36 protein-coding genes and 4 tRNA genes are annotated in these 23,013 nt (G+C 53.7%); 37 read left to right on the forward strand and 3 right to left on the reverse strand.

The genetic code is table 11. The features are described from left to right. The first annotated feature begins 47 nt into the window (after positions 1 to 47). The 3 genes from DWV57_RS04095 (at position 48) to DWV57_RS04105 (ending at position 1,280) form a co-directional block, all read left to right on the forward strand. Positions 48 to 135 (forward strand) — tRNA-Ser (locus tag DWV57_RS04095). A 34-nt stretch (positions 136 to 169) separates the two neighbouring features. Continuing rightward, positions 170 to 263: transfer RNA gene (locus DWV57_RS04100), tRNA-Ser, on the forward strand. A gap of 87 nt (positions 264 to 350) precedes the next feature. Further along, positions 351 to 1,280, forward strand: coding sequence for an AEC family transporter (locus DWV57_RS04105; protein ID WP_120020036.1), 930 nt, complete (start codon positions 351 to 353; stop codon positions 1,278 to 1,280). A gap of 47 nt (positions 1,281 to 1,327) precedes the next feature. Here DWV57_RS04105 and DWV57_RS04110 read toward each other — a convergent pair whose 3' ends face one another. Further along, complete coding sequence (locus DWV57_RS04110; RefSeq protein ID WP_120020037.1) at positions 1,328 to 2,083, reverse strand: TraX family protein; 756 nt, start codon at positions 2,081 to 2,083, stop codon at positions 1,328 to 1,330. Between the two features lie 251 nt (positions 2,084 to 2,334). On the opposite strand from DWV57_RS04110, the gene DWV57_RS04115 reads away from it, so the two are divergent. Together DWV57_RS04115 and DWV57_RS04120 are read left to right on the forward strand one after the other, a co-directional pair. Next, on the forward strand, positions 2,335 to 3,216 hold the full coding sequence (locus DWV57_RS04115) for a LysR family transcriptional regulator (protein ID WP_005943485.1): 882 nt from the start codon (positions 2,335 to 2,337) through the stop codon (positions 3,214 to 3,216). A gap of 152 nt (positions 3,217 to 3,368) precedes the next feature. Further along, a complete protein-coding gene (locus tag DWV57_RS04120; protein ID WP_120020038.1) occupies positions 3,369 to 4,949 on the forward strand; it encodes a lipase in 1,581 nt (526 codons plus the stop codon). A gap of 265 nt (positions 4,950 to 5,214) precedes the next feature. Here DWV57_RS04120 and DWV57_RS04125 read toward each other — a convergent pair whose 3' ends face one another. Both DWV57_RS04125 and DWV57_RS04130 read right to left on the reverse strand, forming a co-directional pair. Then, on the reverse strand, positions 5,215 to 5,598 hold the full coding sequence (locus DWV57_RS04125; protein WP_120020039.1) for a hypothetical protein: 384 nt from the start codon (positions 5,596 to 5,598) through the stop codon (positions 5,215 to 5,217). Positions 5,599 to 6,010: 412 nt separating this feature from the next. Continuing rightward, positions 6,011 to 6,086: transfer RNA gene (locus DWV57_RS04130), tRNA-Val, on the reverse strand. Between the two features lie 246 nt (positions 6,087 to 6,332). On the opposite strand from DWV57_RS04130, the gene DWV57_RS04135 reads away from it, so the two are divergent. The 32 genes from DWV57_RS04135 to DWV57_RS04285 all read left to right on the forward strand — a co-directional run bounded on the left by DWV57_RS04135 (position 6,333) and on the right by DWV57_RS04285 (position 22,819). Beyond that, a complete protein-coding gene (locus DWV57_RS04135; RefSeq protein WP_120020040.1) occupies positions 6,333 to 6,596 on the forward strand; it encodes a helix-turn-helix domain-containing protein in 264 nt (87 codons plus the stop codon). Next, positions 6,583 to 6,912, forward strand: a complete 330-nt coding sequence (locus DWV57_RS14755) for a hypothetical protein (RefSeq protein ID WP_243112293.1) — start codon at positions 6,583 to 6,585, stop codon at positions 6,910 to 6,912. Before DWV57_RS04135 ends, DWV57_RS14755 begins: the two co-directional genes overlap by 14 nt. Then, positions 6,893 to 8,089, forward strand: a complete 1,197-nt coding sequence (locus DWV57_RS04145) for a hypothetical protein (RefSeq protein ID WP_120020041.1) — start codon at positions 6,893 to 6,895, stop codon at positions 8,087 to 8,089. Before DWV57_RS14755 ends, DWV57_RS04145 begins: the two co-directional genes overlap by 20 nt. 47 nt (positions 8,090 to 8,136) lie before the next feature. Continuing rightward, a complete protein-coding gene (locus DWV57_RS04150) occupies positions 8,137 to 8,328 on the forward strand; it encodes a hypothetical protein (RefSeq protein WP_120020042.1) in 192 nt (63 codons plus the stop codon). Positions 8,329 to 8,613: 285 nt separating this feature from the next. Then, positions 8,614 to 8,949, forward strand: a complete 336-nt coding sequence (locus DWV57_RS04155; protein ID WP_120020043.1) for a hypothetical protein — start codon at positions 8,614 to 8,616, stop codon at positions 8,947 to 8,949. Positions 8,950 to 9,458: 509 nt separating this feature from the next. Continuing rightward, positions 9,459 to 9,533: transfer RNA gene (locus tag DWV57_RS14425), tRNA-OTHER, on the forward strand. A 157-nt stretch (positions 9,534 to 9,690) separates the two neighbouring features. After that, positions 9,691 to 11,391 (forward strand): DNA cytosine methyltransferase, encoded by a 1,701-nt coding sequence (locus DWV57_RS14760; protein ID WP_243112294.1) that lies wholly within the window; start codon positions 9,691 to 9,693, stop codon positions 11,389 to 11,391. Continuing rightward, positions 11,392 to 11,571, forward strand: coding sequence for a hypothetical protein (locus DWV57_RS04165; protein ID WP_120020044.1), 180 nt, complete (start codon positions 11,392 to 11,394; stop codon positions 11,569 to 11,571). It begins immediately after the preceding gene. A gap of 12 nt (positions 11,572 to 11,583) precedes the next feature. After that, positions 11,584 to 11,784 (forward strand): hypothetical protein, encoded by a 201-nt coding sequence (locus DWV57_RS04170; RefSeq protein ID WP_120020045.1) that lies wholly within the window; start codon positions 11,584 to 11,586, stop codon positions 11,782 to 11,784. Beyond that, positions 11,781 to 12,311 (forward strand): 3D domain-containing protein, encoded by a 531-nt coding sequence (locus DWV57_RS04175; RefSeq protein ID WP_120020046.1) that lies wholly within the window; start codon positions 11,781 to 11,783, stop codon positions 12,309 to 12,311. The genes DWV57_RS04170 and DWV57_RS04175 overlap by 4 nt, the downstream gene beginning before the upstream one ends. A gap of 3 nt (positions 12,312 to 12,314) precedes the next feature. After that, positions 12,315 to 12,806 carry a hypothetical protein gene (locus DWV57_RS04180; RefSeq protein WP_120020047.1) on the forward strand — a complete coding sequence of 164 codons (492 nt, stop codon included), beginning with the start codon at positions 12,315 to 12,317 and terminating at the stop codon, positions 12,804 to 12,806. 5 nt (positions 12,807 to 12,811) lie between these two features. Then, on the forward strand, positions 12,812 to 13,060 hold the full coding sequence (locus DWV57_RS04185) for a hypothetical protein (RefSeq protein WP_120020048.1): 249 nt from the start codon (positions 12,812 to 12,814) through the stop codon (positions 13,058 to 13,060). Beyond that, entirely contained in the window at positions 13,038 to 13,394 is a 357-nt protein-coding gene (locus DWV57_RS04190; RefSeq protein WP_120020049.1) for a hypothetical protein, read from the forward strand. The genes DWV57_RS04185 and DWV57_RS04190 overlap by 23 nt, the downstream gene beginning before the upstream one ends. Next, positions 13,391 to 13,957 (forward strand): MT-A70 family methyltransferase, encoded by a 567-nt coding sequence (locus tag DWV57_RS04195; protein ID WP_120020050.1) that lies wholly within the window; start codon positions 13,391 to 13,393, stop codon positions 13,955 to 13,957. The genes DWV57_RS04190 and DWV57_RS04195 overlap by 4 nt, the downstream gene beginning before the upstream one ends. Continuing rightward, on the forward strand, positions 13,947 to 14,657 hold the full coding sequence (locus DWV57_RS04200) for a hypothetical protein (RefSeq protein ID WP_243112295.1): 711 nt from the start codon (positions 13,947 to 13,949) through the stop codon (positions 14,655 to 14,657). Before DWV57_RS04195 ends, DWV57_RS04200 begins: the two co-directional genes overlap by 11 nt. Further along, entirely contained in the window at positions 14,654 to 14,875 is a 222-nt protein-coding gene (locus tag DWV57_RS04205; RefSeq protein ID WP_120020052.1) for a hypothetical protein, read from the forward strand. The genes DWV57_RS04200 and DWV57_RS04205 overlap by 4 nt, the downstream gene beginning before the upstream one ends. An 83-nt stretch (positions 14,876 to 14,958) precedes the next feature. Continuing rightward, entirely contained in the window at positions 14,959 to 15,870 is a 912-nt protein-coding gene (locus tag DWV57_RS04210; protein ID WP_120020053.1) for a prohibitin family protein, read from the forward strand. A 110-nt stretch (positions 15,871 to 15,980) separates the two neighbouring features. Further along, complete coding sequence (locus DWV57_RS04215; protein ID WP_120020054.1) at positions 15,981 to 16,190, forward strand: hypothetical protein; 210 nt, start codon at positions 15,981 to 15,983, stop codon at positions 16,188 to 16,190. Beyond that, positions 16,187 to 16,369, forward strand: a complete 183-nt coding sequence (locus DWV57_RS04220) for a hypothetical protein (protein ID WP_120020055.1) — start codon at positions 16,187 to 16,189, stop codon at positions 16,367 to 16,369. Before DWV57_RS04215 ends, DWV57_RS04220 begins: the two co-directional genes overlap by 4 nt. Positions 16,370 to 16,395: 26 nt before the next feature. Continuing rightward, positions 16,396 to 17,022: a hypothetical protein gene (locus DWV57_RS04225; protein WP_243112296.1), complete on the forward strand. Its 627-nt coding sequence runs from the start codon at positions 16,396 to 16,398 to the stop codon at positions 17,020 to 17,022. After that, a complete protein-coding gene (locus DWV57_RS04230) occupies positions 17,009 to 17,254 on the forward strand; it encodes a hypothetical protein (protein ID WP_120020057.1) in 246 nt (81 codons plus the stop codon). Before DWV57_RS04225 ends, DWV57_RS04230 begins: the two co-directional genes overlap by 14 nt. Then, a complete protein-coding gene (locus DWV57_RS04235; RefSeq protein ID WP_120020058.1) occupies positions 17,251 to 17,583 on the forward strand; it encodes a hypothetical protein in 333 nt (110 codons plus the stop codon). Before DWV57_RS04230 ends, DWV57_RS04235 begins: the two co-directional genes overlap by 4 nt. A gap of 30 nt (positions 17,584 to 17,613) precedes the next feature. Beyond that, a complete protein-coding gene (locus tag DWV57_RS04240) occupies positions 17,614 to 17,967 on the forward strand; it encodes a hypothetical protein (protein ID WP_120020059.1) in 354 nt (117 codons plus the stop codon). After that, positions 17,955 to 18,326, forward strand: a complete 372-nt coding sequence (locus DWV57_RS04245; protein ID WP_120020060.1) for a hypothetical protein — start codon at positions 17,955 to 17,957, stop codon at positions 18,324 to 18,326. Before DWV57_RS04240 ends, DWV57_RS04245 begins: the two co-directional genes overlap by 13 nt. Then, positions 18,326 to 18,751 carry a hypothetical protein gene (locus tag DWV57_RS04250; RefSeq protein ID WP_120020061.1) on the forward strand — a complete coding sequence of 142 codons (426 nt, stop codon included), beginning with the start codon at positions 18,326 to 18,328 and terminating at the stop codon, positions 18,749 to 18,751. Before DWV57_RS04245 ends, DWV57_RS04250 begins: the two co-directional genes overlap by 1 nt. Further along, positions 18,663 to 19,145 carry a hypothetical protein gene (locus DWV57_RS04255; RefSeq protein WP_120020062.1) on the forward strand — a complete coding sequence of 161 codons (483 nt, stop codon included), beginning with the start codon at positions 18,663 to 18,665 and terminating at the stop codon, positions 19,143 to 19,145. The genes DWV57_RS04250 and DWV57_RS04255 overlap by 89 nt, the downstream gene beginning before the upstream one ends. Positions 19,146 to 19,345: 200 nt before the next feature. After that, positions 19,346 to 19,735, forward strand: a complete 390-nt coding sequence (locus tag DWV57_RS04265; RefSeq protein ID WP_120020064.1) for a hypothetical protein — start codon at positions 19,346 to 19,348, stop codon at positions 19,733 to 19,735. 132 nt (positions 19,736 to 19,867) lie between these two features. After that, positions 19,868 to 20,005 (forward strand): hypothetical protein, encoded by a 138-nt coding sequence (locus DWV57_RS14430; RefSeq protein WP_165853656.1) that lies wholly within the window; start codon positions 19,868 to 19,870, stop codon positions 20,003 to 20,005. Between the two features lie 316 nt (positions 20,006 to 20,321). Then, entirely contained in the window at positions 20,322 to 21,152 is an 831-nt protein-coding gene (locus DWV57_RS04270) for a hypothetical protein (protein ID WP_120020065.1), read from the forward strand. Then, positions 21,149 to 21,661 carry a DUF1064 domain-containing protein gene (locus DWV57_RS04275; RefSeq protein ID WP_120020066.1) on the forward strand — a complete coding sequence of 171 codons (513 nt, stop codon included), beginning with the start codon at positions 21,149 to 21,151 and terminating at the stop codon, positions 21,659 to 21,661. The genes DWV57_RS04270 and DWV57_RS04275 overlap by 4 nt, the downstream gene beginning before the upstream one ends. Positions 21,662 to 21,666: 5 nt before the next feature. Beyond that, complete coding sequence (locus DWV57_RS04280) at positions 21,667 to 22,290, forward strand: hypothetical protein (RefSeq protein WP_243112297.1); 624 nt, start codon at positions 21,667 to 21,669, stop codon at positions 22,288 to 22,290. A 28-nt stretch (positions 22,291 to 22,318) separates the two neighbouring features. After that, on the forward strand, positions 22,319 to 22,819 hold the full coding sequence (locus DWV57_RS04285; RefSeq protein ID WP_120020067.1) for a hypothetical protein: 501 nt from the start codon (positions 22,319 to 22,321) through the stop codon (positions 22,817 to 22,819). The last annotated feature ends 194 nt before the right edge of the window (positions 22,820 to 23,013 follow it).

The following is a 23,013-nucleotide window of genomic DNA, read 5'->3' on the forward strand; positions in this document are numbered from 1 at the left end:
GGTAAATTAAATAGGCATTCGACACGGCGTAAGGCGGATGTCCACAAGGAGAGATGTCCGAGTGGTTTAAGGAAGCAGTCTTGAAAACTGCCGTACGGCAACGTACCGTGGGTTCGAATCCCACTCTCTCCGCCATTTTTTATTGAATAAGTGTAACACACTTTGCTCTGGAGTAGTACTCAAGAGGTCGAAGAGGCGCCCCTGCTAAGGGCGTAGGTCGTCTAAACAACGGCGCGAGGGTTCAAATCCCTCCTACTCCGCCAAGAAAAAGCTCGTTGATTCGTTGAAATCAATGGGCTTTTTCCTTTGTAAAGGAAAAATGCGGCTTGCGGAACAAAAAGGAGGAACCAATGGCGTTTGGCGTTTTGGCGGGTCAGATTACGGTGATCTTTCTGGAAGTGCTGCTGGGCTATGTAGGTGCACGCAGCGGCATTATCAAGGATCGTGACAGCAAGTTTTTGTCGGATTTTATCATGAAGCTTCTGCTGCCCTGTACCATGCTGGCTGGTGCAGCCGTGGACGGTGAGCCGGAGCTGCTCACTCAGGCAGGGGTGCTGTTCGTGCTGCTGCTGGCACTGTTTGTGGTGACCACCGGCCTGTGCCGGTTGAGCAGTTGGCTGCACCACGACACGCCGGGCAAGTATGCGGTGCTGGTGGGCACGGCGGCTATGCCCAACTGCGGCTTCATCGGCCTGCCGCTGTGCAGCGCCCTGCTGGGCACCGCGCGCGGCACTGTGTTTGCAGGCATGGCCATGGCCTCTTATAATGTATGGTTCTTTACCTATGTGGTGTGCCTGTTCCGCCCCGGCGAGAAGATCCGGCTCAAGACCTTCATCACCCCCACCAACATTGCCACGGTGGCTATGCTGGTGCTGCTGGCCACCAGCTGGCGGCTGCCCGCACCGGTGCAGCAGTTCTGCAGTGCAGTGGGCGGCTGCACCACCCCGCTGGCCCTTATGATCGTAGGTGTGCTGCTGGCAGACAGCGACATCCGTGCGCTGCTGCACACCGGTTTCCTGTACCGGGTCACCCTGCTGCGCGGCATCCTGTTCCCGCTGCTGTTCATGCTGCTGCTGTGGCTGCTGCCGCTGGACAATGTGCTGCGCACCGGCCTGTCCATCATCGCCTGTTGCCCGGCCGGCAGCCTTGCCGCTGTGCTGGCCAAGCAGACCGGCACCGAAGCGACCCTTGCCAGTCAGGCGGTGGCCCACTCCACCGTGTGTATGCTGGTCACAGTGCCTGCCATGCTGCTGCTGACGGGCGTTATGTTCCCGATGTGAGAAGCTGTAAAAAAGCCCGCTGTCTTTGGACGGCGGGCTTTCTGCTGTTATAGCATAAGGTTCGTGATACCTGCTAGCACCAGCAGGTGCACCGGGTAGAACCAGTAAAAGGCTTTTTTCTGCAGCGGACTGCACGCGCCGCGCTGCCCGTTGTAGAACCAGACCAGCACAAAGGCCAGCGGCGCGGTCAGCTCGAACAAAAATAGCAGCGCACCTGCAAGGCACTGCCGCTTGCGGTCTGCGCGGGTCAGGTACAGGGTGCAGATGATGAGCACGCCGATGGCGTGGTAGTCGGTGTTGGCAGCCAGCGCCAGCGCGGCGCAGCCGCCCGCCCACACAAGCCCCTGCCAGCCGGGCAGGCCGTTTTCCTTTTCAAAGCGCTTGAGCCCTGCCATAGCCAGCACGCCCAGCGCCAGCGTCCAGTAAACATTCTGGTGCTGCGGGGCGAACGGTGTGCGGAAAAAGGCAAGGTCAAAAGGCACCTCGCTGACAAGCCCGAACAGCAGAAGCCGCCGGACGTATTTTTTTACATCGTGGGTGTGCAGAAAGCCCTCCACGGCCAGAAAGCAGAAGATGGGAAAGGCCAGCCGCCCGATATACCGCAGCACACGGTCTGCAGCCAGCAGGGTGCTGACCGGGATACCGCCGCAGCTGGCAGCACCGGCGGCGAGGGCCGGCAGCAGGATACCGGCTTCGATGCAGGAAGCGCCGATGTGATCAATGAGCATGGTGATGCAGGCGATGTATTTGAGCGCTGTGCCGCTGAGTCCACAGCGGACAGGGGCTTTGGCAGTCTTGGTCATAAGGAATCCCTCACTTGATAAAAAATCTACTTTTTGTGCTTTTTTAATGATACGGCGCAGGCTGGCAGGCTCCTGCGTCATCTTTGACAAAATACGCCGGAAAAGCGCATAAATCGGGCAAAATGCTTGACAGAAAAGGCGCGGGATAGTACAATCAAGAATATAATTGAACTATCTCAAATGAAAGATGAAAAAGATTCACAGAGAATCGGGCGTCTCCGAACCAGTAAAGACGGAAGGAGGCTTTGGGCATGACGCTTTTTTCCTACGAGATCTTTGATGCCGTGGCCCGGCAGGGCAGCTTCAACAAGGCGGCACAGCAGCTGCACCTGACCCCATCGGCCATCAGTCACGCCATTGCCGTAATGGAGGAGGAGCTGGGCTTTGCTCTGTTCAACCGCGGCAAGAACGGCGTATCCATGACCAGCTACGGCGCATCCCTGTACCCCTCTATTCGCGATGTGCTCAACAGCGACGAGGCCCTCAAGCAGAGCATCGCCCGCCTGAACGGCCTGGAAAAGGGCAAGGTGAAGCTGGGCGTATTCAACTCGGTGTGTGCTTCGCTGCTGCCGGGCCTGCTCAAAAGCTTTATGACCCACTACCCGCAGATCGAGATCGAGGTGTATCAGGGCACCTACGACGATGTGAAGGAATGGCTGCGAACCGGTCAGGTAGATATCGCGTTCCTTTCCTCCACCTGCCGTGAAGAGTTCAACCTCACCGAGCTGTTCCGCGAGCCGCTGCTGTGCATCGTGCCGCAGGACTGGCCCGAACCGGAAAACGGCGTGATGACTCCTGCCCTGATGAACGGCCAAAGCTTCGTTGTGCAGTGCGATGCCACCGATGCTGAGATGCGTCAGTTCCTGAAAAAATATAAGATCGGCACCGAGCGCCGCTGCCATGTCATCGACGACCAGTCCAACATCGCCATGGTGGAAGCAGGTCTGGGCATTTCCATCATGCCGCAGATGCTGCTGCGCGACTGCAAGGCCGCGATCAAAATCTATCCCATCGAGCCAGAGGAAGACCGTGTGGTGGGCCTGGCTGTGCAGCGCCCCGCCGCAATGGCCCCGGCAGTGGAACAGATGTTCCACCATATCGTGGACTACTGCAGGCAGATCGAGCTGAGGTGAGCCGGACACCTTTATACTATACCATAAAACAGTCTGTGTGTGGAGCATGGACTGTTTTTTTATTAAAAAGAGCGATTGTATCAGCGTGCAAAATCCGCTATACTTAGAAAAACAGGCTGGTTTTATGCAGAAGCCTTGATTGGAGCAGAAAGATGAAGACCATAAAACGACGTGCCTTTTGCAAGGCGGCAGCAGCTGCCGTGGCAGGCGTGCTGGCCCCGCACGCGGCGGCAGAGGCTTTGCTGCCGCAGGCCGCACAGGCTGTGGTGGGCAGTGCGGTGCCGGAGGATTACTACTCCTTTGCCTTCCGCAGCGACCACAGCGAAACAGATCTCTCCCACGATTTTTATTATACAGATGCCTTTTTTGAGAACACGGCGCTGCAGTACAGCCACAAGCTGGCACTGGCAACGCTGGGCCTTGTGGCGGCAAGCGGCAACACCTACCAGAGCGATGCGCTTTACTGGGTGGAGGGTGAAGCGGGCCGTGAGGACAGCATTGCGGATGCCTACCAGAAGCTTGGCTTTGCCAATGCGGTCTATGCGGGCTACCAGTGCAGCCTGAACACCCCGGTGGATACCGCGGGCTGTGCTTTTGCGCAGAAAACACTGGTACAGGATGGCCAGCGCACCACCATTATTGCAGCCATGCTGCGCGGTGTCGGCTATGGTGCCGAATGGGCCAGCAACCTGCATGTGGGCGAAGGCGGTGGGCACTATGGCTTTGTGACAGCAGCAGAGCATTTTTTTGAGGATCTGCAGGACTACCTGAAAAAAGCCGAGGCTGCAGCGGGAACGCTGGGCACCATTAAGCTCTGGCTGGGCGGCTACAGCCGCGGCGCGGCTGTGGCAAACCTGACGGCGGCGCGCATCCGGCAGCAGCTGCCGCAGATCGCGCAGGAAAATACCTTTGTTTACACCTTTGCCGCACCGGCGGCACTGACGGAAGCGGATCGCCCGGATCTGCAGGCGGACTACGACAACGACCACACTGCAGACGGCGGTCTGAAAACGGATTGGGATGTAAGCAATATCTTCAACATCATTTCCAGCGGCGACATCGTGGCCCGCGTGATGCCGGAAGAGTGGGGCTACCACCGCAACGGAAACGACCGCTTTCTGCCCTCCACGGCGTACCAGAACGAGCTGGATGATCTGAGCATCATCGAGAGCCGGATGGGCGGCGTGCCGCTGCGGTTCGACCAGCTGGCGACAAAGGAAGATGTGGATTCGGTGGTCGCGGCGGCTCTGGCGTTCTGCAAAAGCGCTGCAAATTACCACGAAAAATATGAAGCTGCCTTTATGGATATGCTGCAGTGTGCCTTTACCCTCTCGGAGAAAGAGGCAGCCGAGGGCGTGATCCTGGACGATGAAGCTGTGATGGAACGGCTGCGCAGCATGGAGAACATCCGCAAAATGTCGTGGACGAAGGTGCTGCGCTGCGTGATGACGGCTTCGGCCATGAGCAGACCCATTCTGGAGCAGGTGGGGGCCATCGTGCCGCTGCGGGCGCAGCAGGTGGTGGTGCCGGTGCTGGCGGTGGGTCTGTGCTACGAGGTGGAGAGCGATGTGCTGCGGATGCTGGTGTACTACATCCTCAGCCTGATGAGCGTGAACAGCCCGGCAGACAGCGTTCTGCGTGCGGCATTCTGCCACTACCCGGAAAACTACATCACCCTGATGGAATATTACGACCCCGCCGAGCACGGCATGGAAGCCTATACCCGAAAATAAAATCTCCGGAAATAAAAAAGAGGGGCTGTTGCAAAATAAAAATGCGATAGCAACTTGCACAAAGGAATAGCGCAAAAATCAGAAACCCGGAACCCTTTTTGAGCCATTTTGGCCCTGAGAAGGTTCTGGGTTTTTATAATTTTCCGGCGCAAGACCGGGCTGCCACTCAAACGCCCCGCTGGGGCGTTCGTTGCTTCGCAAACGCGGTCTTGTTGGGGCGTGCGGAGCCACAAACCCTGCTTCTTACTATTTGGAAATTACATGATTATGCACCACTGGGTCCACGAGAACTGACGCTCATCGGAGGCATAGAACTATAAAAAGATTGGCCGTTCACAGTGTTTTGAGTCAACCCAATCAAATCGATCAACTGGCTCTCGTTATAGCGCTCTTGACAGTTATCCAGCACAGCGCATTGGCAGCTATATACACCACTATCGTTAGAGACAACTCCCCACCATTCAAGGTCTGCCAAAAGTTTTCCAATCTTCTTGCGGTCAAAGCGTATTTCTTTTTCCAAAAGGGACGAGCAAATTTGTGGAGCAGACATCGGTTTTTGCTTTAATAGGAGAGCTAATGCTAATTCCTGTCCATGCAAACGGTGAAGCAAAAGACCTCTGCGAACCCAAATGTTCGATGCATTTTTCATAGCAAATACCTCCTTTTTTAGATAGCTCGTTCACTTAAAATATGATTGATGTCCATTTGAAATTGCGCTCATTCACAATTGTTATGTTGACGTGAGTATATCATATTACACAATAAAAGACTACTGTTATATATCAGAACTTGCCCTTTTTCCTGCGTACGTGCGTACCGACCATGTACGGACGTACGCAGCGATTGACCCGAAACGCACAACATGAGGAAAGGACAGAATCAAGTTATCAGATTGCGAACCTGATTCCAAAGCAAAAGGCAGGGCACCACCGCTATGGTGATACCCTGCCTTTACTCGTTCCTGCTCACCGTTCTGCGTACTCCCTCCGCAGAACCTCCCGTAAACAAAAAACGTACCCGAACCCTTTTTCGTAAAGAATTGGGTTCGAGTACGAACTGTATGGTGGACGGTACAGGACTCGAACCTGTGACCTCCTGCACGTCAAGCAGATGCTCTACCAGCTGAGCTAACCGTCCATATTCTGTTTTGCCGAAATCAGCTTGATTATATTACCATACCTTCTGCCAAAAAGCAAGTGCTTTTTCAAAAATTGTAAAACTTTTTTAAAGGCAGGGGCGCTGACTGCCCTTTTTACGCGCCAGCGCACATTTGGCGGCGGCATGCGAGCTGAATAGTTAAAATAAACTCGAAAGAAATCGACACGGTTTCTTACGGGTTTATTTTTTTGCGCATTTTTAGGAAACGAGGGGGCTGAGAGAACTTTGGGCGGCAGACATTTGACGATTGAGGATCGTCGGGAGCTGGAAAAATATTACCTCGATAGGATCAGCGTGGAGAGCATCGCGGAAACTCTGAGGGTTCACCGCTCCACTATTTATAACGAGCTTCGCCGCGGGGACACCGGGCGGGTGGACAAAAACGGGAACTGTGAGTACAGCGCAGAGCTGGCACAGAAAAGAATCTGCGATGCCCGCCGCAGCATCCATCATAAGAAGCAGGAGGACACCGCAAATGCCGATGTTTAAGACCTGCACGGCCTGTAAGGAAACATTCATTGCAGAGTCACCGTTCATCAAACTGTGTCCGATCTGCAATGCAAAGAGCCAGACCACCCCGGCGGAACGTGCGCAACGCAAAACTCGCATTACCCCGGATCGGCTGATGCTGGATGTTCGACAGGCGGATGCAGCGGGTAAATCCTATGGCCGGTGGCGGTACGAAGAAACCGAACGCCGCCGCAAAGAGGAAGAAGAGGAACGCCGCAAGTTTGAGGAACGCCAGAAACGGCGTAAACAGATGAAAGCAGCAAAGGAGAACGAACATGGCGAAAGTGAAACTTGACTACATGAGCCTGAGCATGAGGGCAGAGGGAAGCGATGACATGGTGCGGGAGCTGTCCGGCAGATTCCTTGACATGGCGGACAAGTATGCCGCACCCGGATTTTACTTCCCGGCTCTTCCTCCCTCCGTTTTCGAGGACGGTTGCCGTGACCCGGAAGAACTGAACACGGGAGATATGAAGCCGCTGACCACGCCGAAAGAAGTTGCACCCGGCGCAGACTGGGACGTGGTGGCAATCTATGACGATGCAGGCATTCCGTCCATCATGCACCGATTCCGCCGCATGAGCAATAAAGAGTTGTTCGGTGGCAGCGACAAGCCGCACCCGGCGTTCATCATCGGCGGCGAGGTATACGACGAAATCTATATTTCCGTGTACCCCAATGTGATGATTAACGGAAAGCCGTACAGCCTGCCGTTTCAGAAACCGGCGGGAAACATCACGCTGGACGACTTCTCCAAAGCCTGTTTCAGCAAGGGCGAGGGCTGGCATCCAATGACGGCAGCAGAGTGGGGCTTCCTTGCAAACCTTAGTCTGAAACTGGGGACTCTGCCGCACGGGAACACCGACTACGGCGCATGGCATGGCGACCATAAGGAGCACGGCCAGAAAGCACCGAACAGCAATCGGACGCTCACCGGAACTGGCCCGGAAACGTGGACGCACGATCACACCAAAACCGGTGTCCACGATCTGTGCGGCAATATCTGGGAAGTGCTGGCCGGTCTGCGGATTAAAAACGGTGTGCTGATGGTGGCCGCGAATAACGATGCAGCACTCCCCGAAACCGACCTGACCCAGTGCGGCGACGACTGGAAGCTGCTGACGGACGATAAGGGCGCACCAGTGTATGTTTCCGCATCCGGCAGCGAGATCGTGTTTACCACTGACAACGATGAAGCAGGCGGCGTGGGCAGCTCTGAGTGGGGCAAGGTCAAGACGGAATGCAAGAGCGAAATGCTCAAAGAGTATGCGCTGTTCGCCGGGGAGGAAGAAGCCTACTGCTACATTGATGCAACTGAGGGCGAATATATTCCGTTCCGCGGCGGCTACTGGGGCGATGGCGAGAGTGCGGGCGTGTTCTACTTGCACCTCGACTGTCCGCGCTCTAATTCGTGGACGGACGGCGGGGGCCGTTCCGCTTTCTTCAAGAAGAAGCAGAAAGCTGAACGCTGAAAAGCTGATGGGCTGCGCGGTAGCGCAGCCAAAAGCCGGGAGAGAAAATGCTGATCTATTTTGTAGAGTGCTTTATCATGGGGTTTGCGTTGGGCCTATCGTGGGCTTCGTTCGCCATTCCGGTTTACCTGATCTGCTGTTTTGCAGGGTGGGTATTTGATTGGAAAATTCCAACGGCATTGTGGCTCGTTGCATTTGCTGTTCAGAACTGGGACAACGCAAAGAGCTGGTTCAAATAAAAACGGTCTGGGCGTACCGAAACACGCCTGCCACATGACCGGGCACTTAGGGAGCGCACCGGTCAGCCGGTTTCCGCAAGACCGGCATCTTACCTGCTGGGGATGAAAAGAACACGGCAGGGCGACCCGCACGGGCAGGAGCGGAAGCATTGCGCTGTACGACACCGCTCCTTTATATGGCGCAGCCAGTGCAAGCGGGGATTCCACACCGCCCCGCCGCCCAGTGCTGACTCTGGGATGCGCCGCCACTTCCGAATATTCATCAAGCAAAGAAAGGACAAAGTTATGAACGACATGGAAAAGTGCTTTTACGAACCGGCTGAATTGTCGGTGGTGGACGAGGGAAAAGGATGCTCGCTGGTAAAGGCGAAAGGTAGTCCGTACAAGCTGGGCTTTCTGGTGGCGCAAGGTGCTGACGGCATTTTCAAAAGCCTTAACGACGCAGAAGCGGTAGATGCGATGGAGAGGGCAATCGTGGGAACCATTCGCATTATGGCGATGCGGCGCAAGGCGGAGTTCGGGAACCGCAACGGTGCGTTCGATATGAGCAGCGGTTTCAACGCTGTCCGGGACGAGGGTGCGCTGAAAGAAATTCTTAAAGGCATCTTCGGGAAGCAGTAAGAACATGAAAGTACATATTAGAAGCCCCACCGTAAAGGAAGTTCGCAAGAGCGAACAGTGTCGCCACACGTTCAGGATCACGGATGCGAAGTGTGCGCCGTGTGATGGGTACAACATGAACTGTGAGCATTACGAGAAAACCAACAAGGGTGCCGCTGATACAAAACATCTTTCGAGGTAAACAAGCCGCCCTGCGCCGCGTCAGCGGGGCGGCTTTTATATGTGGTGCGGGGCGGTTGGATGCGCGACCGACCACCGCAAGCGGGGCCGAACCCCGTCCGCACCTGCTTTACTTGAAATCATGGAAGCCAGACTGCACCGGCAGGCGCGAAGCGTCAAGCCATACCTGCATGACAACGACGGAGGTTGAAAGGTATGCCCGCTGCATGAGCGAAGAAATGCCTTGTCCGATCCACCCAAGCCAAAGGTGGTAGGTCTGGTTTGGTAGATCAGACCGCCCCGCCGCCCTGTCTTTCTTTGAGTTCAGCAGGGCGGCGGGTGTCTATTATGCGGATGCGCAATGGAGAAGAACGGCTCCCATGTTACTCTGAGCCGAAAGGTCGGTTCGATCCCGACCGTCCGCACAAGAAAGAATGGAGAACGTCAATGGAAATCGAATGTTTGACACCGGAATTTCCGCAAGGAGCAAGGGTATATAGTTCGGATGGTATTGCTCCAACTCTCCTGAACAGCGCGTCGGCCATGAGGTCACAGTCGATTTTGATTCGGGGGGGGGGTAGCATGAAAGTTCACAGCGAAAAATCAATGTGTCTGGCCGGGAATTTTGTGGATAGGAACACCAACCAAAACGGGAGCGGCGTAAAAGAAGATACGTCTTTTACGCTGAATACAGTAGACCGCCACGCAGTCGCTTATAGAGAGCTGCAATATGACAGTTACATAGAGGATGATGTGAGCGGAACGCTTAAAAAATCAGGTGGAGCGTTGGGAGGGGGTTCAGAAACGGTGGTTTGCGAAGAAAGAGAACAGCCGGACTGGATCGTCCGCCGATTGATTCCGCTGGAATGCAGTCGATTGCAAGGGTTCCCGGATGGATGGGCGGAAATTGAATCGCTGAAAAATCCGAAAGAGTTCAACTTCTGGCGGGAAGTCTATGCCAGAAGTTGCGAAATCAAAAAGACAAAACCAAAACAGACCATCCTTCGCGCGGACGGCGCAAAGAGCGATGAAGCGTTGATGCGGTGGCACGATGGGCTGCACAGTTTGGCGGCAGAATATGCGATGTGGGGAAATGGAATGGCGTTGCCGAATGCCATTTTCTTTGTCCAGAACGCATTCCGCGAGCTTGGAAAACCGCCGCATGAGGTGAAGCTGGGAAGCCTGTTTGACGGAAGCGGAACAATGCCGCTGTGCGCCGCCATGTGCGGCGGTCATCCGGTCTGGGCGAGTGAAGTAGAACCTTACCCGATTGCGGTGACAAGAACCCATCTGCCGCACATGAAGCATTTGGGCAGTGTAACGGAAATAAAAGGGTCGAAAATCGAACCGGTGGATATTATCACGTTCGGTTCACCCTGTCAGGACTTGAGCATTGCAGGGAAACGCGCCGGTTTGAAGGGAGAAAGATCCGGCCTGTTCAGAGAAGCAATACGGATCATCCGGGAAATGCTGGCAGCAACTAACGGAAGATACCCACGCTTTGTGATCTGGGAAAACGTGCCGGGCGCACTTTCATCGAACGGAGGTGAAGATTTTGAAGTTGTCCTCAATGAACTGCTCTGTCTTAGAGAATTTACCGGAAGTGGAGCAGCTAAGTTTATTCGGCAGCACGGAAAGTGGAGGAACTTCGCAAATTACGGAGCTGTTGCCTATCGAATCGTCAACGCGCAATTTTGGGGAGTACCCCAGCGCAGGCGAAGAATATATGCTATCTGCGATACTTGTGGAGAATCCGCCGGAGTGGTCGTTTTTGAGCGAAAAGGCACTCAATGGAATTTTGACCCGTGCATCCCGCAGGGGGGGGAAGTTGCAGGACTTACTGCTGACTGCTATTCATGGCATGATCGAATGGTGGCATCAAAACCCAGCGGGGGGGCAGCAGCATATACCATGAAAATCCGTGGAGGATGTGAGGGCGGCGGAAAGGGCGCACTTGTGCAAGAAGAACTTTCCGCAACGCTGGCAACCCATCAAGACCAAACGCTTTTTGAAAGCCACGGGTGCTTCCCAATAAACACAATGCTTGCGATGCGGTACAAAGCCCTTGGTCGAGGAACGGGACTTGGTATCGGCAACGATGGCGACCCGCAGTATACGATAACAAAAGGACATGAACACGCAGTAGCGTATAGCGTTGGCGATGTACCGGACACGGCCTTTGCAAATGCCGGGGATACGGTAGCAAGAACACTGACCGCTCGTGCAGACGGAAGCCCGATGATTGACCGAGGCCCGAACATTGTAACACAGAAAGGAAAGTAGATGCAGAGGTACAAGGTGGTTGTCGTCTGCTGCACCGCTGACGAAACGGATGTACATACAATCCGCGTCAACGGCTGGGGTGAGAGCGAAGCAGAGTACAACGCCCGCCGCAAAATCCAAAAGTTCCACCGCCACGAGTATGAAAAGATTACCGTGACAAGGATAGAAAAAATCAAATAGGAGGTTGAGAACGTGCTGTATGTTGATGCAATCAGGGTTCTGGAAAAGGTGGCACGGGCGAGGTTTGATCTTGCGTCGATGCCGAAGAAAGAGGAAATCGAAGAAGCGATTCCGATCGTGGCAGGCATGGCAACGGTTCAGGCTTGCCCGAAGTATGCGCTTCACGCCGCGCTGTGGTGGCTGGCGATCAAATCCAGCGAGGTGGAACAGTGACGAGAAGAGATAAAGCGATTCTGGCTCTGGTCTGCGCCGCTGAAATCATCAACTGCGCAAAGGCTGGTGCGTTGAAAAGCCGGGTCGCTGACCTTGAAGCGCAGCGGGACATTTACGCAAGCCGGGCGCAGCACTGGATCGACCGGGCAGTAGAGGACGAAGAGGTTATAGATTCTATGCAGCTTCGCCTTGACGCTTTGGCGGACGGGAAGGTTAAGCTGGAAGATGCAGGAGTGTTTTTCTGCACGGCCTATTGCACAGAGCAATACCCGCATATCTGCGGAGAGGGTCACGGAATCACAGCCAGCGGCCAGCCGATACAGGCGGGCGTAACAGTGGCGGCAGACCAGTCAATCTTCCCGTATGGCACGGTTTTGTACATTGAGGGTATAGGAATCCGCATTGTGCAGGACAAGGGCGCGGGAGTGCAGGGAGCGCACCTTGACGTTGCTGTTGATACCCATGAGAACGCGCTTGCGTGGAGCGGGTACGGTGAGCATCGGGTGTGGATTTTGAAAGGAGAATAAATTATGCCGAACTGGGTAGAAGGAAAATTGAAAGTCCGCGGGAAACCGGAAGATATTAAGCGGTGGGTGGAGGAATGCCTGCATTGCTACACTACGAACTGGCTGGGCGACGGCGCACACACGGAGCTTGTAAAGGGTGCTGTCCGATTTGAGCACGACCCCGACAGCGAAGAAATGTATCTGTATGTAGACAAGAGTGCTCATATCGAGGGGACGAGAAGAAACTTCATAGAAAAAGGCGAGTATGTGGACTTCTGCGAAGAGGGCAAGAAGTCGATCCTCGTTGTGAACATGAAAGCTGCATGGAATATCGAAGAGCAGCCCTATATTGAAATGTCCAAAAAGTACAACTTGGATTTTAGAGTGTATGGCTATGAAATGGGCATGGAGTTCAACAAGGAAATCGAGATCGTAGAGGGCGAGATCGCAACGTATCGGCTGATCCAATTTAAGGACTACAAGTGGGAATGCCCTGATCCGAAACTTGGAGGGTGAGCGGAATGACAAAAGAAGAAACTATTGCAGCAACAATGGAAAGAGCATATCGCGCGGGCGTGATCGGGCGAGCCGAAATGTTCAAGATCAAGATTATGCTCATTGTACACAACGCCTACAAGTTTCAGGGCTGTGCGCAGATTTACCGCAATTACTTGCCGCAGCACATCGCAATCCATGTTCGGAAACAGTACCTTGCTGAACTGAACAGAAAAAGAAAGGGCGGACGAAATGCGCAGGGCGATAGCCATTGATTTTGACGGGTGCATTTGTCAGAGCAAATACCCGGAGATCGGGGAACCAAACTGGCACGTTATCGAGGAAGCCAAGAAAGAACAGGAGGCGGGTGCTGGCCTGATCCTGTGGACTTGCAGGGCGGGCAAGGAACTGGACGCAGCTATTGCAGCCTGCAAAGAGTGGGGCCTGAATTTTGATACCGTGAATCAGAGCTTGCCGGAGTGGATCGAAGCGTGGGGCAGCGATTCCCGCAAAGTTGGCGCAGATGAATACTGGGACGACAAAGCGGTGATCGCGGACACGACCTGCATCCTGCGGAGTGCTACCTGCTACCAGAGGAAAAACAAATGAATTTGCCAGATAAAAAATACGCCGTGATCTATGCTGATCCTCCGTGGTCATATCGCCAGTGTGGAACCGGCCCAAAGAGCCGGGGCAATGCCGCGCAGCATTATAACACCATGACGACGGATGATATATGCGCCCTGCCGGTTAAAAACCTTGCGGGGGGGTCGGTGTGCTTCATGTGGGCGACATTCCCACAGATAGCTGATGCCCTGCGCGTCATGGAAGCATGGGGTTTCGAGTATAAGACCTGTGCCTTTGTGTGGATCAAGAAGAACCGGAAGAGCAACACAAACTTTTGGGGCATGGGAGCGTATACACGAGCGAACGCTGAGATTTGTCTACTGGGAGTAACGCCCGGATTCAAACCAGCGGCGCAGATCAAGAGCCATGCAGTACATCAAGTTATAGAGTCCCCGGTAGAGGAACATAGCAAGAAGCCGGAAGAAACAAGGCGGCGGATTGTGGAGCTGCTGGGTGACGTGCCGAGGATAGAACTTTTTGCCCGCCAGCGGTCGCCCGGATGGGACGCATGGGGCAATGAAATAGGTGAACAAGATGAAAAGTGAAAAAGCAGTTATGCCGATGCGTAGCGTCAACGCAAACCCCGGAAAGTATGTCAGCATCATTACGAACTTTGGCTGTCATTACACCTGCCCGGAGTGCATCGTAAGAAACAATGGGCTGAAAATGAGCGAAACAGACGATTTCAGCACACAGGAACCGCTCAACAAGGTGCTCTGCAAGGAAAGGCCGGAGTGGGTTTCAGTGTCCGGTGGTGGCGATCCGCTGTTCCATTGGAAAGATCATTGGTCATTCTACGAGGGCCTTTTCCACACGGCAGAACGACGAAACGTCAAGTTGGAAATGCACACGAGCTATCTCCCGGATAGCCCGGAAGTGCAAGACTTCCCGCTTAATTGGTTTGAACGAGTGGTGTACCACGTCCATAAATTCGACGATCTGCTCCACGTTAAAAGAAAGTTCGGTGAGATAGTCCGCGTGGTATTTGTCGTTGACGACAATATGACCGAACAGGATGTGCTTTTCATCGCAGGTTATGTGGCGGGCAGCAAAGAGATTGACGAACTTTCTTTCCGCCAGCGGGTAGATGAAAACTACAAGGAAACATACCACCTCCACGATTTGCTGACGGAGTATCACAAGAAGCTCTGGTGGTACATTACCCAGTGCGATTATAACCTCTACTTCCATAATGGCAAGGTGTACACGAAGTACACTGATATTTTTACGGAGGGCAAAGAGTGACACAGTATTGCCGGTATTGTTCTCTGGCGGTTCTGAATGACGATGATTTGATTTACTGCGAAGCCAAAGACGAAATGCGAGAGGGCAAGCAGATAAGAAATCCGAACAAGTGCAAGCACTTTGAGTTCAACCCGGTGGACGTTCTGGACGAGAACAAAAAGTATAGACCGAGAAAACCGAAGAAGAAAAACATTGAGGGGCAGGTGAGCTTTTTATAAACAACTGGAAACCAAACCTGCCCAGATCGGACCCCACCGCAGCTTTCGCCCGTACATAAGCACATGAGCGAAAGCGAGGAAATATGATCTTTTTCATCATCGGAGTGCTGGCCGCGTTGGTTGCACTGGCCGTTCTGCTCCTGTCCGAAGAGGGCAAGGCCGCAGCATTTATTCCCGGCGTGGTCGCCGTTATCATGATCGGTGTGTCCTGCGTGTCCTACGTCCCCACCGGCTACACCGGCATTGTGACCACGTTCGGCAAAGTCGAAGATGGCACAAAGGACGCTGGTGTGGTGTTCAAGTCACCGTGGCAGTCTATCGTCAAGATGGATAATCGTGTTCAGGAAATGAACATGGATTTATCGGCGTTCAGTTCTGACATTCAGGAAGTCGCCACGAGCGTTGCCGTTGGCTACCGGATCAACCAGCAGAATGCCATGACGATTTACAAGTCGGTCGGCAAGAAGTACGAGGACACTCTGATTACTCCCCGTGTGCAGGAAACGGTCAAGGCCGTGGTCGCCCACTACGATGCAAGCAGTCTTATCTCGAACCGGGATGCCGTTGCATCACAGATGGACACGAAGCTGCGGGAAGTACTGGCAGAGTACAACATTGACTTGCAGTATATCAGCGTCACCAACTTCGACTTCACCGATACCTTTACGGATGCCGTTGAAGCCAAAGTAAAGGCTCAGCAGGAAAAGGAAAAGGCGGAAACCGATGCGGAAAAACGCCGCGTCGAAGCGCAGGCAACGGCGGACGCTGATTTGATCGCGGCCAATGCCGAAGCGGAGAAATCAAAGGTTGCGGCGGACGCGGAGCTGTACGTTGCCGAAAAGAAAGCGGAAGCAAACCGCGCCCTCAATGACAGCCTGAATAGCAATTTGCTGGAATACTACCGGATCACAAACGTCGATTCCCTCTGGAATGGCGAACTGCCTACATACGTTGGCGGTGATGGCAGTATTCCCATCATCAACGGGATCAACTGATTTTCTCCTACCGGAGCCGCCCGGCGCGGCGGCTCCATTCTGTGAGCATGGGGACAGGCCCCTACCGGTTCAAGCCCGGAAATGCCCGAAACTAACAGGAGGAAAGGACAATGCCGAAATACTTAGTCATGCTGCGGTGCAGCAGAGCAAGAAGCAACGCAAACCGCCATAGGCAGGAAACACCGGCCTATCTGCCGTACCGCATAGAAGCACCGAAAGCACTTGACGCAGCGGACAAGGCAAAAGAAGAAGCGGCCCTGTACTACCCGCAGTACCAGAAAATCCAAGTGGACAGTGTAACGGAGGTGCGGGACTTGTGAACAGGTACTACATCAGCGTTGCCGGTTGGAATGGTGCTGGCGTGACTGCGCCGTGCATCATCATCGGACAGGAATTTGAAGCGGAAACGGAACGCGAAGCCGGTGAAGCGGCGGAGAAATCCGCAGACGAACAGTTTCCCGGATATGCGCCGTTTGCAGTTATCAGAAAGGTGGTTTGAATATGAAACTTTCGGGAGTTACAAAGATGGTGAAACGACAGCTTGTGTGCAACGTCTTTCACAATATCAAGAGCGACGACTTTTATATTGGAACAGCATCGGCTATCTACTGTGCGACAGGCTTCCCGCTCCCGCTGAACCGCAGCCAAATGGGTGCGCTGCTGGGAATCAGCGAAGATACCATGATCGAAAAGGTGATCTACAACGATTTTGATTGCGCATACAAAAGCGATCTTGAGGGGTTCAATCTGGACGACACGGTTAAGGGCGAAGTAGAAGTAAAGAAAATGGCCGTCGGCATTTACTACATGGGAGAAATCCTTATCCCGGTCACAACGGAAGATAAACACATGGTCGGCCTTATCTGCTGGTCGCAGCTTGCACCGGTTGAGGATGAAATCAAGAACAACGGGTTTATCCGCTACTATCAAAGAAAACGCGCTGACGGAAGAACGTACTATGTGGTAAAAAATGGTATGAGAGTACGCGCTGCTGTCACGTCTTATTCCCTGAACGAATATGCAGAAGCGACACTGCAAGAGCTGGTCGCTATGCTGGCTGAAACTCACACCGGCGAACCGGAAGAGCATGAACAGACATTCGATAATCTGACGGATGAAGTGGAGAACGAAGCGAACAATGAAGATGTTTGATGCAGTATACAAATGCCGCTTGTGCGGTGAAGAATTTGTGGAATGCTCTACCAGCGGAGAAGAAAGTAACCGTAGCTTTGTAATGAAAATCATGTGCAGAGCGGTTGACTTGAAAGAACCGGAAGAGGTCATGGAACCGACAATCTACGCTTGTCACCCGTGCAGGGATGGAAGCTATGGAGTTGCCGACTTTCGGGGGTTCAAATTCAACGACAAGGAGAACGCAGAATGAGAAATAGACCCGGAATCTACGGCAGAGTTATGTGTCCGCCGTATACCGCAGAAGATGCAGAATTTTTGGCCGAGAGAAATAAAGTTCTTGAAGAAGCCGTGAACGGACTAGCGGCTGAAAATTTTGAATTACGGGAGGATAACCGGAATCTCAAAGAGAGTTACAGGTATTTGAGCGCGACTAGAATCGAGGAAAAAAAGGAGCTAAAGGAGCAAAGCGAAAAGTCGATTCTGCACAGAACAACCGTTGGCGTTACGCAATGGGTGATTTACTGGCTGAACGCTGCTGTAAAGGCGGGAAACTGGCTGATTGGTAGTTTGTTGGAATGAAATAGAGCGTTTCTGAGCGGAGGAAGAGAAATGCCGGATAAGTACATCAACGCAACGAAGCTGATCGAACGGCTAAAATGCGAGAAAAGAAGGGAAGTCGCGGAAGCGGCGAGCAATCCGTTTTCAACCGGTCCCGCGCCGGAAATCAGAATATCGCAAATCTATGACGGTGTTGTGTCTGTTCTGGAAAAGGAACCGGCGGCAAATGTGGTTCCGCGCCCTGCTCCAAAGTGGCCGATATGCCAGAATTGCGGTAGGCCAATGGTCTATTGTGGAGAAGAAAACACGGACGGAGTTGTCTGGAAGCGGTATTCGTGCAAGGACTGTTATAACCAGTTTTGTGCAAGAAGGGTGATGGCAGGAGAAGAAACATGGCCGAAATGATAAGTAAGCAGCATTTATTGGAGCAGATCGACACGACGGGAAAAGGCTGCGAATATGAAGGCAAGGAATTTCTCGCATATCAAGAAGCAATGCTGGCCGTGGTGGAGTTGATCGAGAAAGAACCGACGGTCGAGAAAGAATACGATGTGATGTTTAGCGGGACAGAGCACATAGATTCACCGGGACCAGCACCGGTAGTTGGTTATAGAATCGCGGCGAAAAGCTGGGAAGAAGCTGTGCAAAAAGGTAAATTTTATGCAGAAATGCAGCACCCGGCATTTATTCCGTTTGCGTTTGCAGGGCCGGTAATTGAAGTGCCAAAAGAAGAACTTGAAAATTTGGAAACGGAGAAAAAATAATGGACGCAGTAAGAAAAGATGTTCGCCGTCTGGTAAACAAGGAGCTGGAAGCAGCAAACAAACGCTTCCCCCAGTTCGCCAGCCCGCACGAGGGACAGAATGTTGTTCGGGAAGAGCTGGAAGAAGCGGAACGGGCGATTGTGCCGCTGAAACTTTACATCGAAACCCGGATGTGGAACATGGTCAAGGCAAACTCGACTGTGCCGAAAGACGATTTCAAAGCCATTCGGGAAGCCGCAGTAAATCTGGCTGTCGAAGCAATTCAGGTGGCAGCAATGGCGAAGAAGTTTGAACACGGCCAGCGGAACAACTGGCCCGGCGCAAGGGAGGATAGTCATGGAGAAGAAAAAAACCGTGCCGGAAGTGGAAACAGTGACAATCACCATGAGCCGACCGGTGGCGGAAGCGGTAAAGACCGCCTGTGAGTGGTATCTGAGGTTGCACATGGGCCAGTTCTGGGATATGGCCGACGACCTCTGCATGGAAAAATTTTATTCCGATCTGGAAAACAATGTGTATGAGACGAACGAGCAGCGGGAGAATGCTTTTGACGTTGCCCTGCATCGGCGGGATACCATGCGGGAGGAAATGGAAAAGCTGTATAACCGTTGCGTTCTCTCTGCTCCAATTTCGGATGTGATGAAAATTCCGTACAGAGCGGAAATTGTATGGCTGGTCATTCGACACGCGCTGTCGTGGCACGACAACCCGGACGGTGTTGCAGGGTGCGTCAGCTATTATGCGCCGTTGAACCGCAGCGACCAGCCGCAGCCGAAAATCGAGCTGAAACTGAAAGGCAAAGGTGAAAATCATGGGTAGTGTCTTACAGGTAATCGGCATAATGCCGCTGAAAAAGAACGTCCCGCACCCGCGGACGGCAGACTGGAAACTGAAAACCTGCCCGGAGTGTGGCCGGGAGTGCTGGTATCAGACCAACAACGCGAAGCTGGTTTTGCGGGTCAACCCGGATATGAAGTTTGTTTGCTCGGAATGCGCGCTGAAAGCTGGGAGAAATTGAGATGGAACAGTTTACCAACACGGAAGAGCTGCTTCGGAGAATCCGGGAGAACGTGCCTGAAATTTTGGGCGGCGAAAGTAACCCGGATATGGAAGATGAAGTGGAACAGATCATGTGCGTGGTTGAGAACGCACCGAGGGTCGCCCCGGAGGGGGTGCGCCCGGTGGCGCACATCGCATGGAGAAAACGGCCCAAGCAGTTTGTCGTATATGATCCTGTTCCGACAAACGAGTGTTTGTACGATGGAAAGCCGGTTTATACACGGCGGGTTTTGAAACTCGAAGAATACACAGTGCCGTTTTGCTCTAACTGCGATCACCGTTTGGACGATTGCGCCGGGAGTTTTTGTCCAGTGTGCGGTTCGATTATAGAAGAAAGGCGCAGAACATGAAAAAAGAATGTTCCACCTGTGCATGGCATGACGGCTATACATGGGTGTGCTTCAACGGAAATTCTGAGTACCGGGCGGACTTCACTGACCCGGAAAATACCTGCCCTGCATGGGAAGAAAGGAAAGAGAAAAATGAAAAAACTTGAACCGGCGGAAATCCGCAGACTGGCCGCAATCGCCCTCTGGTGGCTGTGTGTCGGCATTGCGCTGTCAAACCTGCTGTCGGTGCTGATGCAAAACCTGACAGAGTGGATTATGTCGCTTGTCTGAGCGGCCCGCCAAAGCCCATATCTATATTATATAGGAAACCCGTCGTTAAATTGCCGCCCTGACGAGGCGGCAAGGGGCTTGTATACCGTAGATAAACTAAGGGACACAGAGAAAAGAGCGCGGAGAGATGCGCTTATCTCCGGCGGGGAAAGGGAGTGCAGAGGGAAAACGAGGGCGGCGTTACAGCAGCCTACCGGGATAGAGAGCAAAGGGAACGCGGCCCGGTGTTTCCCCTCTGCATCGTTCCCCCTCTCGTGTTTGTGGCCCATGATTAAGAAAATTCCATGACGTTTGCGGAAAGGAGGACGTGGAGAATATGACCGGCGGCTTTAGAGTTCGGGAACAGAAATTTATCTGCGGTATGAATTATGCCACGGCCCCCTCTATGCAGGTGGACTTCTTCGAGGTGACAGAGCAGCAGCACAAGGCCAGCACCCGGAAAAAGAAAGAGCTTGCCACCAGCATTGCCAAGGAATCGTATAATCTGCGCAAGAGTGGTCGGTATTTGGAACTACTGGCAAATCGGAACTTCCGACCCGGTGACTATTCCGTTACATACACCTACAACGAAGAACACCACCCTGCGCCCGGTGATCTGCAACGTGCCGACCGGGATTTTTCCAATGCCATCAAAGCATTGTACCGTATCTGCGACAAAAACGGAATCGAACACCCGAAATGGATCGTGGTTTCGGAATACTGCACGATGGACGGGGACAAGCCGCTGGGACGTCACCATCATCATGTTATCATGTCCCACCCGGCGGGGCTGACCCGTGAAATGGTTGAAAAGGCATGGGGTAAGCGCGGCAGATCGCGGTGCGAGCCATTGGAGTTTGACCACAACAGCATTGAATCCCTCGCAAAGTACATCACCAAGAACGTGCGCTGCAAACGTCACTGGCGGCAGAGCCGCGGGCTGAAACCGCCGAAGATGCCGCGCCCAAATGACGGGAAAATGAGCCGCACCCGGCTGAAAGACGTTTGCGAGAACCGGCTGGAAGATCGAGACTACTGGGAGAGGATGTACCCCGGCTATACCCTGCACCGGTGCGAGTGCATCATAACCGGCAACGCCACCCGCCACCTGATCGTGCGCCTGTACCGCAAGCCGGAACAGCGGAGGAATAGGAGGAATCAGCCTTGAACCGTTTGACGCTGGACGACCTGCCGCCTAGATACCGGGCGCAGGCAGAAGCACAGATCGCGGCCAGAAGCCGGGGAAAGTGCGCCTTGCCGCAGTCTGTCCCCGCCGCAGTTGCCACCGCTGAAAAAATCGGCATGGACTTTGACAGCCGGGGCGAGTACGAATATTACATGGGGACGGTTCTGCCCAAAGTGCAGACCGGGAAGATCGTGAAAGTGGAGCTGCACCGCACGTTCCTGCTCTTGCCAGAAAAAGAGTATGACGCGGTGAAACTCCCGGCGGTGCATTATACCCCGGATTTTGTGCTGACCTATGCAGACGGCACGGTTGAAGCCGTCGAAGTGAAATCGAAGTTTGTCCGGCGGCAGCAGCGCGATTACATACACCGCCGCCGGATGTTCATTGACCTTGTGGCCGAGCCGCGGGGCTGGCATTTCATCGAGCATATCACCGCAGACACGGCGGCAGAGGTCAAAGCGTGGAAGAGTCTTGCAAAACAGAGAGGATGAAGAACATGGGAAAATCTATGCCGCCTGTTGAAGTGCGGAAGATGATGTACGAAAAGGCCGTCAACCGCTGCGTGGTCGCAAAGGGCGACACCATGGAGAACATGAAGCTCAACCGGGCCGCTGTGGGGCAGGTGGTGACGTACTGCGCCATCATTGCCGCGCAGAATCTTTTCGACCTTGATCGGGACGGGGTGGAACGCTGGCAGGCAGAGCTTATCCGGCGGAGTGAGGTGTACACGCTGGAAACCAACGTGTACGGCACACCGAAAGCACGGGAAAATCTGCGCAAGCGCACGGCCCCCAAGATGAAAGAGGACTTCACCCTGCCGGTCGAGAAGTGGCCACGCAAAGAGTGGGAGAGGGTGCAGCTCTATGAACGCCGCAGCGCGGGTGATCTTGTGGCCCGGTTCTTTGTCGAGGTCATGGACGGTCTGGGCTACACCACAGAAGAAATCGCCGCCGCCCTGAAAGAGATACAGGGCAACTTCCGGCAGTTCCTTGAATGGTCGAAAGACGGCGAATATGTGGCCTACTACAAAATGGCCCAGTGCTATGAGCAGGCCACGGGTATAGAAGCGGCAATAGACGAAGAACCCGGCACGAAGCCGATCTTCGGGAAAGAAATCTGAGAGCTGACAGGCAGGAGGATAAACGCGGATGCAGAAAAAGGACACTGAACAGATTTTGCTCTACTATGGCAAGATCGAGAAGCAGCTTGATAGTGTCAACATGGAGCTGGCCGAGCTGCAAGACCGATACAGCCCGATCAAGGGCCTTGCGATGGACGGGATGCCACATGGCAGCACACCCGGCGACAGCACCGCGTCCCTTGCCGTCAAGCTGGCCGACAACGAAGAGTACCAGAACCGAGAAAATGAGCTGATTGTCCGGCGGGTCGTGCTGAAGTCGGATTTACAGGAAATCCGGCAGAAATTAGACCGCCTGAACGATGATTACAAAACGATCCTGAAAGGGCGGTACGTCTACGCTGACCGGTCGTTACAAAAAACGTGGGAAAGCATTGCAATTTCCATTGGCAAAAAGAAGATCACCGCGCAGAGGTGGAAAGACGCGGCTCTGGTCGTTCTGGGCGGGATGTTCGATGAAATTCCCATGATCGAAGAAATCCTCTCCCGCGCGTATGACGCGCGCGATTAAAAGGGCCGGTGTGCTGGGTATGCCGGGAAAGTGATAGAAAATCTATCAGAACCGGCAGAAACAGTCGCCCGGACAGCGGGCAAGGGAACAGCCCGGAAAGCTGTCTATAAAGGCAAGTTGGTAAAGCTCTATGCGCGTGTGCGATGAACCGCTTCCGCAAATCCTCCGAACCGCTCAGAAAAACAAACTTGCGA

It is taken from the genome of Faecalibacterium sp. AF10-46 (assembly GCF_003604105.1).
GTDB lineage: Bacteria > Bacillota > Clostridia > Oscillospirales > Ruminococcaceae > Faecalibacterium > Faecalibacterium taiwanense.